The following is a 14,282-nucleotide window of genomic DNA, read 5'->3' on the forward strand; positions in this document are numbered from 1 at the left end:
GGTAACTCGTTCGCGAGCAAGCTCGCTCCTACAAAGAACAAACCTCCAGCGCGGAAGACGGGCAAAAAAAAGCCGGGCATAAGCCCGGCTTTCTCGTACTGCTGGTCGACTTAGACCTTGGCGCGCTCGTAGCGCTTGCGGTCGTTCTCGTTCAGCATCTTCTTGCGCAGACGGATCGACTTCGGCGTCACTTCCACCAGCTCGTCATCGGCGATGAATTCCAGCGCCTGCTCGAGGGTGAAGCGGATCGGCGGAACCAGGGCGATGACTTCGTCCTTGCCCGAAGCGCGCATGTTGTCGAGCTTCTTGCCTTTGGTGGGGTTGATCACCAGGTCGTTGTCGCGGCTGTTGATGCCGGCCAGCTGGCCTTCGTAGATCTCGTCGCCTGGGCCGAGGAACAGCTTGCCGCGGCTCTGCAGGGTTTCCAGCGAGTAGGTCAGCGCGGTGCCGGTGGCCATGGAGACCAGTACGCCGTTCTGACGGTTGGTCACTTCGCCGGCCTTGATCGGGCCGTAGTGGCTGAAGGTCGAGGTCAGGATGCCGGTGCCCGATGTCAGGGTCAGGAAGTTGTTACGGAAGCCGATCAGGCCACGCGCCGGGATGGTGTATTCCAGGCGCACGCGACCCTTGCCGTCGGGGATCATGTTGGTCAGATCGCCCTTGCGCAGGCCCATCTGCTCCATCGCCGAGCCCTGGTGCTGCTCTTCGATGTCGATGGTGACGTTCTCGTAAGGCTCCTGCTTCTCGCCTTCGGCGGTCTCGATGATGACCACTTCCGGACGGCCTACGGCCAGCTCGAAGCCTTCACGACGCATGGTTTCGATCAGTACCGAGAGGTGCAGTTCGCCACGGCCGGAGACCTTGAACTTCTCCGGGGAGTCGCCTTGCTCGACGCGCAGGGCCACGTTGTGCAGCAGTTCCTTGTCCAGACGGTCCTTGATGTTGCGGCTGGTGACGAACTTGCCTTCCTTGCCGGCGAACGGCGAGTCGTTGACCTGGAAGGTCATGCTCACGGTCGGCTGGTCGACGGTCAGCGGCGGGCGCGCTTCGACGTTCTGCGGGTCGCACAGGGTGTCGGAGATGTACAGCTCGTCCATGCCCGAGACGCAGACGATGTCACCGGCCTCGGCTTCAGCGACTTCGATGCGCTGCAGGCCCGAGTGGCCCATGATCTTCAGGATACGGCCGTTGCGCTTGGTGCCGTCGTCGCTGATGGCCACGACCGGGGTGTTGGTCTTGACCTTGCCGCGAGCGATACGGCCGATGCCGATCACGCCGAGGAAGCTGTTGTAGTCCAGCTGGGAGATCTGCATCTGGAACGGACCGTCGACGTCGACTTTCGGCGCCGGGACGTGGTCGATGATCGCCTGGAACAGCGCGTCCATGTTGTCGTCCATCTTCTCGTGGTCCATGCCGGCGATGCCGTTCAGGGCACTGGCATAGACGATCGGGAAGTCCAGTTGCTCGTCGGTGGCGCCGAGGTTGTCGAACAGGTCGAAGATCTGGTCGATAACCCAGTCAGGACGCGCGCCCGGACGGTCGATCTTGTTCACCACAACGATCGGACGCAGGCCGGCCTTGAACGCCTTCTGGGTCACGAAGCGGGTCTGCGGCATGGGGCCGTCCTGGGCGTCGACCACCAGCAGTACGGAGTCGACCATGGACATCACGCGCTCAACCTCGCCACCGAAGTCGGCGTGGCCGGGGGTGTCGACGATGTTGATGCTGTAGTCGTTCCATTTCAGGGCGGTGTTCTTCGCCAGGATGGTAATGCCACGCTCTTTTTCCTGGTCGTTGGAGTCCATCACGCGCTCGTTTTCCGCTTCTTTGCGGTCGAGGGTGCCGGACAGGCGCAGGAGCTTGTCTACGAGGGTGGTCTTGCCATGGTCGACGTGGGCGATGATGGCGATGTTGCGCAGTTTTTCGATCACAGTGTCAGTCTCGATAGTGAATCTTCGGCTGCCGTTTTCGGCAGCGGGGGCCGGGCCGTGGCGCGGCGGTGCAAAAGGTCAGGGCGTGAGCCTACGCACCCAATGTGTCGGGAGGTCGGTGGCGGATACTGCCGCCGAACAGTCCGGGCTGGCGGCGTTGGTCCGCACCTTTATTGCGGACGGTAAACACGCACATTGGTGTGCCCTTCGTTGACCAGGTGGTGGGCGTGCAGGCGGCTCATGACGCCCTTGTCGCAATACAGGAGGTACTGGCGGTTGGGGTCCAGTTCCTTGAACTTGCTGTTGATGGCGTAGAACGGCATCGGCAGGACTTCGGTGCCCTCGATGGCCAGCGGTTCATCTTCCTGGGCATCCGGGTGACGGATGTCGATGACTATCTGGCCGGCCAACACTTCGTCGACCATCTCCACCGGCAGGTCCTTGCCGAGTTCGTCGATCACGCGGTCGACGGTCATCTGGGTGGAGCGTTCCAGGGCGCGGTCGAGCACGGCCATGTCGAACTTGGTTTCTTCGTAGTCGACGCGCTGCGGCTTGGCCTGGGTGGTCGGGTTCACCGAGATCACACCACAGTACTCGGGCATGTGCTTGGCGAACTCGGCGGTGCCGATCTTCGTCGCGGTATCGATGATGTCCTGCTTGTGGCTGACGATCAGCGGGCGCAGCACCAGGGTGTCGGTCACCCGGTCGATCACCGAGAGGTTCGGCAGAGTCTGGCTGGACACCTGGGAAATCGCCTCGCCGGTCACCAGCGCGTCGATCTCCAGGCGCTCGGCCACGCGGCTCGCGGCGCGCAGCATCATGCGCTTCAAGGTCACGCCCATGTAGCTGTCGTCGACCTTGGTGAGAATCTCGCCGACCACTTCCTCGAAAGGCACGCTGACGAACAGCACGCGCTGGGAGCTGCCGTACTTCTGCCACAGGTAGTGCGCGACTTCCATCACGCCCAGTTCGTGGGCACGGCCGCCGAGATTGAAGAACACGAAGTGGCTGATCATGCCGCGGCGCATCATCTGGTAGGCCGCCACGGTGGAGTCGAAGCCGCCGGACATCAGCACCAGCACCTGCTCCAGCGCGCCCAGCGGATAGCCGCCCAGGCCCTCGTGCTGAGCGTGGATGACATAGAGGCGGTCGTGGCGGATTTCCACGCGCACTTCCACTTCCGGGTTCTTCAGCGATACGCCCGCCGCACCGCAGTGCTGGCGCAGGCCGCCGCCGACATAACGCTCCACATCTATAGAGGTGAAGGGATGCTTGCCGGCGCGCTTGCAGCGCATGGAGAACACTTTGCCCAGCAGCTTGTCGCCGAAGTGCTGTTTGCACTTCTCGAGGATGTCGTCGAAATCGCCCAGCGGGTACTCATGCACTTCCAGGAAGTGGCCGATGCCCGGCGTGCAGGTCAGCCGCTCGATCATCTCGCGCAGGGCCTTGGGGTCGGTGACCCTGGTCTCGACCTCGAGGTTGTCCCACTCGCCTTCGACCATCAGCTCGGGGTCGAGGTCGCGGAGCACCGTGCGAATGTTCTTCGCCAGTTGCCGGATGAAGCGCTTGCGCACCGGCCGGCTCTTGATGGTGATTTCCTGGAAGACCTTGACGATGAGTTTCATGCGAATCGGGCGATTGCCATGGGACTGAAAAAAAGGGGCGGAATTATATCCGAAATTGCTCAAGACTTGAGCAGAAATCAGAGACTTTCTTTTTTGTGCACCAAAATGGACTTGTGCACCACCATGGAGCACCAAAGCAGTGCAGAGAAACGGCGCAGTTCGCCGCAACACCCGCCACAGCCCGCATTTTCAGGGGCCCTGCCCGTTTACGGGCACTGGCACGCAACTTGCTCTCTTGTGAGGCAGGTTGCCCTGGCGGAGTATTCCGGCCGGCATCACCCGATACTGGGGCACGAAAAAGCTCCCAGCTCTAATCCCTCCTGGAGGACAGCATGTCGTACAAGTCGCAACAACTGATCAAAGATCATGACGTGAAGTGGGTTGACCTGCGCTTCACCGATACCAAAGGCAAGCAGCAGCACGTCACCATGCCCGCCCGCGACGCCCTGGACGATGAATTCTTCGAAGCCGGCAAGATGTTCGACGGTTCCTCCATCGCTGGTTGGAAAGGCATCGAAGCCTCCGACATGATCCTGCTCCCGGACGACAGCACCGCCGTGCTCGACCCGTTCACCGAAGAGCCGACGCTGATCCTGGTCTGCGACATCATCGAGCCGAGCACCATGCAGGGCTATGAGCGCGACCCGCGCAACATCGCCAAGCGCGCCGAGGAATACCTGAAGTCCACCGGTATCGGCGACACCGTCTTCGTCGGCCCGGAGCCGGAGTTCTTCATCTTCGACGAAGTGAAGTTCAAGTCCGACATCTCCGGCTCGATGTTCAAGATCTTCTCCGAGCAGGCTTCCTGGAACACCGACGCCGACATCGAGACCGGCAACAAAGGTCACCGTCCGGGCGTTAAAGGCGGCTACTTCCCGGTACCGCCGGTCGACCACGACCACGAAATCCGTACCGCCATGTGCAACGCTCTGGAAGAAATGGGCCTGACCGTGGAAGTTCACCACCACGAAGTGGCCACCGCCGGCCAGAACGAGATCGGTGTGAAGTTCAACACCCTCGTTGCCAAGGCTGACGAAGTGCAGACCCTGAAGTACTGCATCCACAACGTGGCCGACGCCTACGGCAAGACCGTGACCTTCATGCCGAAGCCGCTGTACGGCGACAACGGCTCGGGCATGCACGTGCACATGTCCATCTCCAAGGATGGCAAGAACACCTTCGCGGGCGAAGGCTATGCCGGCCTGTCCGACACCGCCCTGTACTTCATCGGCGGCATCATCAAGCACGGCAAGGCCCTGAACGGCTTCACCAACCCGGCCACCAACTCCTACAAGCGTCTGGTTCCGGGCTTCGAAGCCCCGGTCATGCTGGCCTACTCGGCCCGTAACCGTTCCGCCTCGATCCGCATCCCGTACGTTTCCAGCCCGAAAGCCCGCCGCATCGAAGCGCGCTTCCCGGACCCGGCTGCCAACCCCTACCTGTGCTTCGCCGCTCTGCTGATGGCCGGCCTGGACGGCATCCAGAACAAGATTCACCCCGGCGATGCCGCCGACAAGAACCTGTACGACCTGCCGCCGGAAGAGGCGAAGGAAATCCCGCAGGTGTGCGGCAGCCTGAAAGAGGCGCTGGAAGAACTCGACAAGGGCCGTGCGTTCCTGACCAAGGGCGGCGTGTTCACCGACGAGTTCATCGATGCCTACATCGAGCTGAAGTCGGAAGAAGAAATCAAGGTGCGTACCTTCGTGCACCCGCTGGAATACGACCTGTACTACAGCGTCTGATCCACGAATACCTATAAATAGCGACAGCATTAAGGCCTCCTTCGGGAGGCCTTTTTTATGCCTGCAGAAAAACGCCGCAGCTCATCCCCGCAGGAGCGAGCCTGCTCGCGAACCGCCTGGCACTGATCTGATCGCGAGCAGGCCCCTTTCTGCAACGGGAGGCCGGGTCAGATACCACCGTCCGCCGGCACGCCCTGTTCCTCGTCGTCCTCGCGGCGCGATTTGCGCATGCGCGAAAGCTGCACGTTCAGGCGCGGCATGGAGAGCTCCAGCCCGGCCTTGTCGAGCTTCTGCCGCAGGCGCAGGTTGAACGCCCGCTGTACTTCCCACTGGCGGATCGGCGCGGTCTTGAAGCGGAAGCGCAGGATCGCCTGGCCGGCATCGAAGCTCTCGATACCCTGGATTTCCAGTGGCGACCAGATGGCGCGGTTGATGGTGCGGTCGGTGCGCAGCTCGCCGGAGACTTCCTTGACCAGCGCCAGCGCGTCGTCGATCGGCATGCTCGCCGGCACCGGCCAGCGGAACATGGCGTAGCCGAACTGGCGCGAGTAGTTCTTGATGCTCTTGATCTCGCTGAACGGGATGGTGTGCACCACGCCGTCCAGGTCGCGCAGGCGCACGGTGCGGATGGTCAGGCCCTCCACCGTGCCGAGGTGGCCGCCGACGTCGACGTAGTCGTCGATGGACAGCGAGTCCTCGATGATGATGAACAGGCCGGTGATCAAATCCGCCACCAGCGATTGCGCGCCGAAACCGATGGCCAGGCCGATCACACCGGCACCGGCGAGCAGCGGCGTGACGTTCATGCCCATGTTGGCCAGGGCGACGATCAGGGCGATCACCGCGATAGTCACGAACAGTACGTTGCGGATCAGCGGCAGCATGGTCAGGGCGCGGGCATTGGCGCTCTTCTTGCCGCCCAGTCCGAGGCTGTGCTGCACGGCGGTGTCCGTGAGGATCCAGACCAGCCAGGCGACCAGCAGGGTGGTGCCGAAGCTGAACAGCTTGAGGCTGATCTGCGAGCCGTCGCCCTCGGCGAAGCGGATCAGCGACATGCCCCAGACGCGCAGGCCGATCTCCAGGAAGAACAGCAGGCTGGCGATGTGCAGCAGCGTGTAGCCGAAGCTCTGCAATTGCTCGATGTAGGGCGCATGGCGACGCGCACCGCGCCGGGCAGAGCGCTGGTGCGCGCGACGGATCAGGCCGTTGACGGTCATCGCCACCACCGCCACGACGGCGCAGACCAGGGCCCGGCGCAGTGCGTAGCTGCTGTCGCCGGCAGTAACGATGGTGGCGAACAGCGAAATGCCCACCAGCACCAGCACCGGCAGGAACCAGATCGAGCCGATCAGCTCGACCAGGTCGCTCAGGCCGCGGCGCTTGAGCCGGCGTTCCAGCGGCTGGTTGCGGATCAGGTGTGCGATGGGGCGGCGGAACTGCAGGACGAACAGCGCGGTGAGCAGCGCCGCGCAGATGTTCGCCACCGAACCGACGAAGAGCGAGATGTTCATGCCAAGGCTCTCGATGACGCGCGGGTCGTGCATCACCTCGCCCAGTGCGGCGAGGCTGCCGATCAGCCAGAGCGGACGGAAGGCCCGACGGCGCAGGATATCCAGCGCGCGCATGCGGTGCGGACCGCTGAGCAGCGACAGGGAGATCACGCAAAGGGCGGAGAACAGCGTGCCGCACACCAGGGTGTAAGCGATCACCATCGCCACCAGTTTGCCGAGCGAGCTGGGCAGGACAACCGACAGGTAGACGGTAATCAGGAAGGCGACCAGCCAGGGGCCCAGTTTGCGCAAGGCGAACAGCAGCAGGTCGCGGGTCTTGGGATGCTGTGGCAGCTCGTCTTCCAGGCCGAAGCGCTTGCGCATGCGCCCGGCGATCCAGCGCAGGCCGAGGGCGACGCAGGCCCAGATGAGGATGACCAGGGCAAAATCGAGGATCATCCCCGGCCATTCCGCCAGCGACGGCGTACGCACTTCCAGCTCGTAACCCGCCCCCTGGAACAGCTCGGCCCAGCGCACCATCGGGCTGTTGGCGCCTTCGAACTGCTTCTCCAGGCTGCCCAGGGTATCGCCGATCAGGCCGAGCACGCCGCCCTGTTCCTGTGCACCCTTCTGCGTCGCATCGCGCAGCTGCTTGAGTTTCTTCAGCAGATCGCCGCGCTGCTGGTCATTCTCCAGGGTCTTGATCACCTGGTTCAGCGACTGCTCCAGCTGGGCATCGCTGACCTTGGCCTCGCCACCGCCCGTCACCCCGGCCAGCGGCCCGGGTAGCGCCGCCAGCACAGGACCGGCGGCGGACAAGCCGAGGCCAAGGCAGCACAGCAGCAGCCACTGACGAAGCAGGTAACGAATCGAAATCACAGGCACACCCCACACCGATGGAAAATGACGCTCGCCCGCATCATACAGACGCGGGCGCCAGGCTCGGACCCGTCCCGCGCGGGAAAGGTCCTTCGACGAGCAGCAGCGCACAACGCGCGGCACCCTGCTGAAAGACAATAGGCAACTTGCCAGCCGCCGTCGGCGGTGCAAGGCTTGGCACGACCATCCGGAGATTCTTCATGCGCCTGATCCTTACCGCCCTGCTGCTCGCCGCCGCATTGCCAGCCAGCGCGCAGATCTACAAGTACACCGACGCCAACGGCAAGACGGTGTTCACCAACCAGCCGCCGACCAACGTCGACGCCAAGCCCGTGGAATTGCCACCGACCAACACCGTCGGCCCGCAGGCTCCCATCGTCCCCGCCGTCAGCGGCAGCCAGAACCAGCCTGCCGGTGCCTATGCCATTCTCGCCCTGAGCAACCTGCCGAACGACGAAGCGCTGCGCCAGAACAACGGTACTTTCACGGTGAACGTCGTGGTGCAGCCGCCCCTGGCGCCGGATCATCAATTGCAGCTGTTGCTCGACGGCCAGCCCTACGGCGTCCCGACCAGCAGCACCAGCATCGGCCTGCAGAACATCGACCGTGGCGACCACACCCTGGCTGTCCAGGTGCTGCAGGGCAGCCGGGTGATCCAGGCCAGCAGTCCGGTGAGCTTCACCCTGCAACGCATCAGCACCAACAGCCCTGCGCGCAAGGCCAACTGACGATGCGTCATCTGCTGGTTTTCCTGCTCTCGGTACTGTTCTGCCTCTCGGCCAGCGCCGAGGTCTACACCTACATCGACAAGGACGGCAATCGCGTCTTCACCGACCAGCCACCGCGCGGCAACGCGCAGAAGCTGCAACTGGCGCCGACCAACTCCCAGCCCGGCTCGCCCAACGGCGTGCAGATGCCGCCGCCGCTCTACGCACCGGCCACTCCCGCGCTGCCGCCCGGCCCGCCGGCCTACCGGTTGCTGCGCATCATCGTGCCGGAGCCCGATGCCACCGTACGCGCCAATGACGGGGCCCTGATCGTTTCCGCCACCAGCGACCCAGCCCTGTTGCCCGGCCACCTCTACCGCCTGCTGCTGGACGGCAAGCCGGTCGGCGACCCTGGCCGCAGCCCGGTCTTCCCGCTGAACAACATCGATCGCGGCACTCACCAGCTGTCGGTGGAAATCATCGACACCCTCGGGCGCACCATCGAGCAGACGCCCAACCAGCCCTTCCATATGTTCCGCGTTTCCGTGGCCGACTCGCTCGACCTCGACCGCAGCCAACCGTTCAGCGCCGACCGTCGCTGACGGCGGCGTGCGACCAGCCACAAATGCACCATATCGGTGCATATGCCTGCACCACTTTCTATACTCTCCCCATTTCGGGTCACTCCCGCTGAGCGGATTGGCCGCCTGCGCACCGCAAATCAGCGCGATGCCGCGAAATACGCGTCTTTTCAGGGCCTGGTTTGCTTCTTGCATTTTCCCGCACAGTCTTGGGACATCTCCTACGCCATGCCTACAGAAACCCAGCTCCGCCTGTTGCTCGACAACCTCACCACGGCGGTGATCCTGCTCAACGCCGAGCTGCGCCTGGAGTACATGAACCCGGCAGCGGAAATGCTGCTGGCAGTCAGTGGCCAGCGCAGCCATGGGCAATTCATCAGCGAGCTGTTCACCGAATCGCCCGAGGCACTGCAGTCGCTGCGCCAGGCCGTGGAAGAGGCGCACCCCTTCACCAAGCGCGAAGCGACCCTGACCTCGCTGACCGGCCAGACCATCACCGTCGACTACGCGGTGACGCCGATTCTCGACCGTCGCGACACCCTGCTGCTACTCGAAGTCCACCCTCGCGACCGGCTGCTGCGGATCACCAAGGAAGAGGCGCAACTGTCCAAGCAGGAGACCACCAAGCTCCTGGTGCGCGGCCTGGCCCATGAGATCAAGAACCCGCTGGGTGGGATTCGTGGCGCGGCGCAGCTGCTTTCCCGCGAGCTGCCGGACGAGTCGCTCAAGGACTACACCAACGTCATCATCGAGGAAGCCGACCGGCTGAGGAACCTGGTGGACCGCATGCTCGGCTCCAACAAGCTCCCGCAGCTCTCGGTGACCAACGTCCACGAAGTGCTGGAGCGCGTCTGCAGCCTCGTCGAAGCCGAAACCCAGGGCACCATTCCGCTGGTACGCGACTACGACCCGAGCATCCCGGATCTGCTGATCGACCGCGAGCAGATGATCCAGGCGGTGCTCAACATCGTGCGCAACGCCATGCAGGCGATCGCCGCGCAGAACGAACTCAAGCTGGGGCGCATCACCCTGCGCACCCGCACCCTGCGTCAGTTCACCATCGGCCACACGCGCCATCGCCTCGTGTGCAAGGTCGAGATCATCGACAACGGCCCCGGCATTCCGGCTGAACTGCAGGACACCATCTTCTATCCCATGGTCAGCGGCCGCGCCGACGGCACCGGCCTGGGCCTCGCCATCACCCAGAACATCATCAGCCAGCACCAGGGCTTGATCGAATGCGAGAGCCATCCCGGCCACACCGTGTTCAGTCTGTTCCTGCCCCTGGAACAAGGAGTCCATTGACCATGAGCCGATCAGAGACCGTCTGGATCGTCGACGACGACCGCTCCATCCGCTGGGTGCTGGAAAAAGCCCTGCAGCAGGAAGGCATGACCACCGTCAGCTTCGACAGCGCCGACAGCGTGATGAGCCGCCTGGGCCGGCAACAACCGGACGTGATCATCTCCGACATCCGCATGCCCGGTTCCAGCGGCCTGGATTTGCTGGCGCAGATCCGCGAGGTGCACCCGCGCCTGCCGGTGATCATCATGACTGCGCATTCGGACCTGGACAGCGCCGTGGCCTCCTACCAGGGCGGCGCCTTCGAATACCTGCCCAAGCCGTTCGACGTCGACGAGGCCGTCTCCCTGGTCAAGCGCGCCAACCAGCACGCCCAGGAGCAACAGGGCCTGGAAGCCCCGGCCAACCAGACACGCACCCCGGAGATCATCGGCGAGGCGCCGGCGATGCAGGAAGTATTCCGCGCCATCGGCCGCCTCTCCCACTCCAACATCACCGTGCTGATCAACGGCGAGTCGGGCACCGGCAAGGAGCTGGTCGCCCACGCCCTGCACCGCCACAGCCCGCGCGCGGCTTCGCCGTTCATCGCGCTGAACATGGCGGCGATCCCCAAGGATCTGATGGAGTCCGAACTGTTCGGCCACGAGAAAGGCGCCTTTACCGGCGCAGCCAACCAGCGGCGCGGCCGCTTCGAACAGGCTGACGGCGGCTCGCTGTTCCTCGACGAGATCGGCGACATGCCGGCCGACACCCAGACCCGCCTGTTGCGCGTACTGGCCGACGGCGAGTTCTACCGGGTGGGTGGCCACACCCCGGTGAAAGTGGACGTGAGAATCATCGCCGCCACTCACCAGAACCTGGAAAACCTGGTGCGCGAAGGCAAGTTCCGCGAGGACCTGTTCCACCGCCTGAACGTCATCCGGGTGCACATTCCGCGCCTGGCCGACCGCCGCGAGGACATCCCGGCACTGGCCCGACACTTCCTTTCCCGCGCGGCGCAGGAGCTGGCAGTCGAGCCGAAGCTGCTCAAGCCGGAAACCGAGGAATACCTGAAGAACCTCGGCTGGCCGGGCAACGTGCGCCAGTTGGAGAACACCTGCCGCTGGATCACCGTCATGGCTTCGGGCCGTGAGGTGCATATCGACGACCTGCCGCCGGAGCTGATGACCCAGCCGCAGGACAGCGTGCCGGCCGCCAACTGGGAGCAGGCGTTGCGCCATTGGGCCGACCAGGCACTGGGACGCGGGCAGTCGAACCTGCTGGACACCGCCGTGCCGGCGTTCGAGCGGATCATGATCGAGACCGCGCTCAAGCACACCGCCGGCCGCCGCCGCGACGCCGCCGTGCTGCTGGGCTGGGGCCGTAATACCCTGACTCGCAAGATCAAGGAACTGGGCATGAAGATCGACGGCCCGGACGAGGACGGCGACGACTGAAGTCGTTCCACTGGAAAGGGGCCGAAGGCCCCTTTTTCTTGTGTTGCCGTGCCAAACCCCGCAGCGCGGTGCGGGGCTGACCGCTCGCGGACGAAGTCCGCTCCTTCACAGTTGGCGAGCGCGTCATTGGCTGTAAGCGGGGGCCACGGCCGCCATCAATGCCCATTAAACCAGGTCACATCCCGGTAGCATTTACCCCCAGAACCTGTGGATAACACTGTGCACGGAACGGGGAAGGAACGTGCTACAGCCCAGAGCATGCGCGGTCTGGGAGTTTGCTCGGTTTCTGTGCAGGAATTTGCGGGTTGCTCACATCGGCTGTGCGCCTGCCTGTGGATAAGCTTGGGGCAAGCCGCTGCGCTTCACGCCCGACGCGGGTTGGCGTGAGCCGTACAAAAAACGCTCAGTCCATGGCGAAGCCGTGTTGACGCCAGGCTTCATAGACGGTCACGGCGACGGTATTGGACAGGTTCAGGCTGCGGCAACCCGGACGCATCGGCAGGCGCACGCGCTGCTCCGGCGGCAGCGCGTCACGCACTTCCTCGGGCAGCCCACGGCTTTCCGGACCGAAGAGGAAAGCGTCGCCACGCTCGTAAGCCACTTCATGGAATGGCTGCGAACCCTTGGTGGTGAAGGCGAACAGGCGCGGGCGGCCGAGCTGTTCCAGGCATTGCTCGAGGCTCGCGTAGCGCCGCACGCTGGCGTACTCGTGGTAATCCAGCCCGGCGCGACGCAGGCGCTTGTCGTCCAGCTCGAAGCCCAGCGGCTCGATCAGGTGCAGGCTTGCGCCCGCGTTGGCGCACAGCCTGATAATGTTGCCGGTGTTGGGGGGAATTTCCGGTTGAAAAAGGATTACGTGGAACATGCAGCGCTCCGAGCCTGAGAACGGCGGGCATTCTACTCCCGCAAAGGAGCAAATGCGGCCCAGGCCCTGGCTGAAAGTGATGGTTTCGCTGTGTGTGCTGGGCCTGCTGCTGGGCCTGATGATAGGCCGCCTGGTCAATCCGCCGCACGAAGGGCCAACCCGGATCCTCGCCATAGAGCCTGCGACCGATGGCCTGGTACTCACCCTGGACGCGCAGCCGGCCGTTCGCGCCGGCCATCAGGACGGCGCACTGGTGCTGCAGATCGAAGCCGTTGCCACGGCACAGCAGGGGCAACTGCGGATCGGTGATGCGCCGGTGCGCTGGAGACTGGAGCCGCAAGGAGAAGGGCTTCTGCTGACGCTGCTGTCGACCCGGCGCCTGCAAGGTACCTGGGACAGCACCGAAGTCGAGGGCCGGTGGCGCCTGACCATCAGCGCGCGGCCCGAATAAAAGCGGGGTATTCCCGGCCTGCCTGGTCCGGGGCCCCGAAGTGTGAGGCGATGCCTTCGAGCGAAGGTTCGCGGGCATAAAAGAGGGGTTTCCCCGGCCTGCCTGTACCAGGACCCCTAACGGGTGCGCAGGGCGCCGTGGCACGCCTGCGGGCATAAAAAGGGGGCTTTCCCGGCCTGCCTGTACCAGGACCCCCGAACCGGCGGCGACGGCCGCCGCTTCGGGCTGCACGCTCGCAAGATGTAAAAGAGGGGTTCCCCAGCCTGCCTGTACCGAGGCCCCTGAAATCGCTGTTGTCAGGGGTATTGCAGAGGGCGTGCCAAAATCGGCCCAGGGCCTTGCCGGCGAGCGGAGGCACAACACGAAAAGACCCTACAGGCCTTGCCGCATAAGGCTTTCAGCGATTTCTACCCGATAACTGAAACGCGCTGACGGCAGCATTCCCCAGGCATTTCCCGGCGCGTCGAGTGTCGCTGCACCTGCGCCCTGCTAGTGCGCATGCACCAAACTTGAACGCTCAGCCCGCATTTCCTTTCTACAGGAGCGAGCTTGCTCGCGAACGCCGGACTCCCTCAGCTACCGCCAGACTGTTCGCAAGCAAGCGCGCTCCCACGAAGAGCAGCAGCGCTTACCCACAGCAACTCTGAGCAACCGACGGAACAGCCTGTGGATAACCATGCACAGGCCATGCGGCTCGTAGCTCGCACAATGTTGTGCAAATTTTGACCACACCAGATCGCAGGCAAAGAAAAAGGCGCCCGAAGGCGCCTTTCTCGTCGGGCGTCAGTGATTACTGAGCCGGGATCTCGCCGGAAGCCTGCATACGGGCAATTTCCTGCGCGTACAGCGCATCGAAGTTCACCGGGGACAGCATCAGCGCCGGGAAAGAACCGCGGACAACCAGGCTGTCCAGGGTTTCGCGAGCATACGGGAAGAGGATGTTCGGGCAGAAGGCACCCAGGGTGTGGCTCATGCTGGAAGCGTCCAGGCCCTTGATCAGGAAGATGCCGGCCTGCTGCACCTCAACGATGAAAGCGGTTTCCTCGTTGTTCTTCACGGTCACCGAAACGGTCAGGACCACTTCGTAGAAGTCGCCGTCCAGCTGCTTCTGACGGGTGTTCAGGTCCATCGAAATGGCCGGCTGCCACTCCTGGCGGAAGATTTCCGGAGCCTTGGGGGCCTCGAAGGAGAGGTCGCGTACGTAGATGCGCTGCAGCGAGAACTGCGGGTTGTTGTCTTGTTCGGCTGCGCCGTTGCTGGCTTGTTCAGTCAT

General features: G+C 63.8%; 11 protein-coding genes. 6 read left to right on the forward strand and 5 right to left on the reverse strand.

Annotated features, from left to right (window positions below):
* Nucleotides 1–110: 110 nt before the first annotated feature.
* Together typA and thiI are read right to left on the reverse strand one after the other, a co-directional pair.
* Nucleotides 111–1,931 carry a translational GTPase TypA gene (typA, locus tag A9513_RS32455; RefSeq protein ID WP_065086481.1) on the reverse strand — a complete coding sequence of 607 codons (1,821 nt, stop codon included), beginning with the start codon at nucleotides 1,929–1,931 and terminating at the stop codon, nucleotides 111–113.
* Between the two features lie 170 nt (nucleotides 1,932–2,101).
* The gene (thiI, locus tag A9513_RS32460; RefSeq protein WP_065086482.1) at nucleotides 2,102–3,556 is read right to left on the reverse strand and encodes a tRNA uracil 4-sulfurtransferase ThiI; all 1,455 of its coding nucleotides are present in this window, start codon (nucleotides 3,554–3,556) and stop codon (nucleotides 2,102–2,104) included.
* A gap of 332 nt (nucleotides 3,557–3,888) precedes the next feature.
* Here thiI and glnA point away from each other — a divergent pair, with 332 nt between their 5' ends.
* The gene (gene glnA / locus A9513_RS32465; RefSeq protein ID WP_037012316.1) at nucleotides 3,889–5,298 is read left to right on the forward strand and encodes a glutamate--ammonia ligase; all 1,410 of its coding nucleotides are present in this window, start codon (nucleotides 3,889–3,891) and stop codon (nucleotides 5,296–5,298) included.
* Between the two features lie 167 nt (nucleotides 5,299–5,465).
* Here the strand turns inward: glnA and A9513_RS32470 are convergent, their stop codons facing one another.
* Complete coding sequence (locus tag A9513_RS32470; protein WP_024766658.1) at nucleotides 5,466–7,673, reverse strand: mechanosensitive ion channel family protein; 2,208 nt, start codon at nucleotides 7,671–7,673, stop codon at nucleotides 5,466–5,468.
* Between the two features lie 194 nt (nucleotides 7,674–7,867).
* Here A9513_RS32470 and A9513_RS32475 point away from each other — a divergent pair, with 194 nt between their 5' ends.
* The 4 genes from A9513_RS32475 (at nucleotide 7,868) to ntrC (ending at nucleotide 11,693) form a co-directional block, all read left to right on the forward strand.
* Nucleotides 7,868–8,395 (forward strand): DUF4124 domain-containing protein, encoded by a 528-nt coding sequence (locus A9513_RS32475; protein ID WP_024766657.1) that lies wholly within the window; start codon nucleotides 7,868–7,870, stop codon nucleotides 8,393–8,395.
* 2 nt (nucleotides 8,396–8,397) lie between these two features.
* Nucleotides 8,398–8,976: a DUF4124 domain-containing protein gene (locus A9513_RS32480; RefSeq protein ID WP_065086483.1), complete on the forward strand. Its 579-nt coding sequence runs from the start codon at nucleotides 8,398–8,400 to the stop codon at nucleotides 8,974–8,976.
* Nucleotides 8,977–9,183: 207 nt separating this feature from the next.
* Nucleotides 9,184–10,260 carry a nitrogen regulation protein NR(II) gene (glnL, locus tag A9513_RS32485; protein WP_024766655.1) on the forward strand — a complete coding sequence of 359 codons (1,077 nt, stop codon included), beginning with the start codon at nucleotides 9,184–9,186 and terminating at the stop codon, nucleotides 10,258–10,260.
* Nucleotides 10,261–10,262: 2 nt separating this feature from the next.
* Nucleotides 10,263–11,693 carry a two-component system response regulator NtrC gene (gene ntrC / locus A9513_RS32490; protein ID WP_024766654.1) on the forward strand — a complete coding sequence of 477 codons (1,431 nt, stop codon included), beginning with the start codon at nucleotides 10,263–10,265 and terminating at the stop codon, nucleotides 11,691–11,693.
* A 403-nt stretch (nucleotides 11,694–12,096) separates the two neighbouring features.
* On the opposite strand, the gene trmL is transcribed toward ntrC, so the two are convergent.
* Nucleotides 12,097–12,558, reverse strand: a complete 462-nt coding sequence (gene trmL, locus A9513_RS32495) for a tRNA (uridine(34)/cytosine(34)/5-carboxymethylaminomethyluridine(34)-2'-O)-methyltransferase TrmL (protein ID WP_065086484.1) — start codon at nucleotides 12,556–12,558, stop codon at nucleotides 12,097–12,099.
* Here trmL and A9513_RS32500 point away from each other — a divergent pair.
* On the forward strand, nucleotides 12,557–13,009 hold the full coding sequence (locus A9513_RS32500; RefSeq protein WP_024766652.1) for a hypothetical protein: 453 nt from the start codon (nucleotides 12,557–12,559) through the stop codon (nucleotides 13,007–13,009). The genes trmL and A9513_RS32500 overlap by 2 nt on opposite strands.
* Nucleotides 13,010–13,799: 790 nt before the next feature.
* On the opposite strand, the gene secB is transcribed toward A9513_RS32500, so the two are convergent.
* The gene (gene secB, locus A9513_RS32505; RefSeq protein WP_024762250.1) at nucleotides 13,800–14,282 is read right to left on the reverse strand and encodes a protein-export chaperone SecB; all 483 of its coding nucleotides are present in this window, start codon (nucleotides 14,280–14,282) and stop codon (nucleotides 13,800–13,802) included.

Origin of the sequence: Pseudomonas sp. AU12215, assembly GCF_001675465.2 — a bacterium.
Lineage (GTDB): Bacteria > Pseudomonadota > Gammaproteobacteria > Pseudomonadales > Pseudomonadaceae > Pseudomonas > Pseudomonas nitroreducens.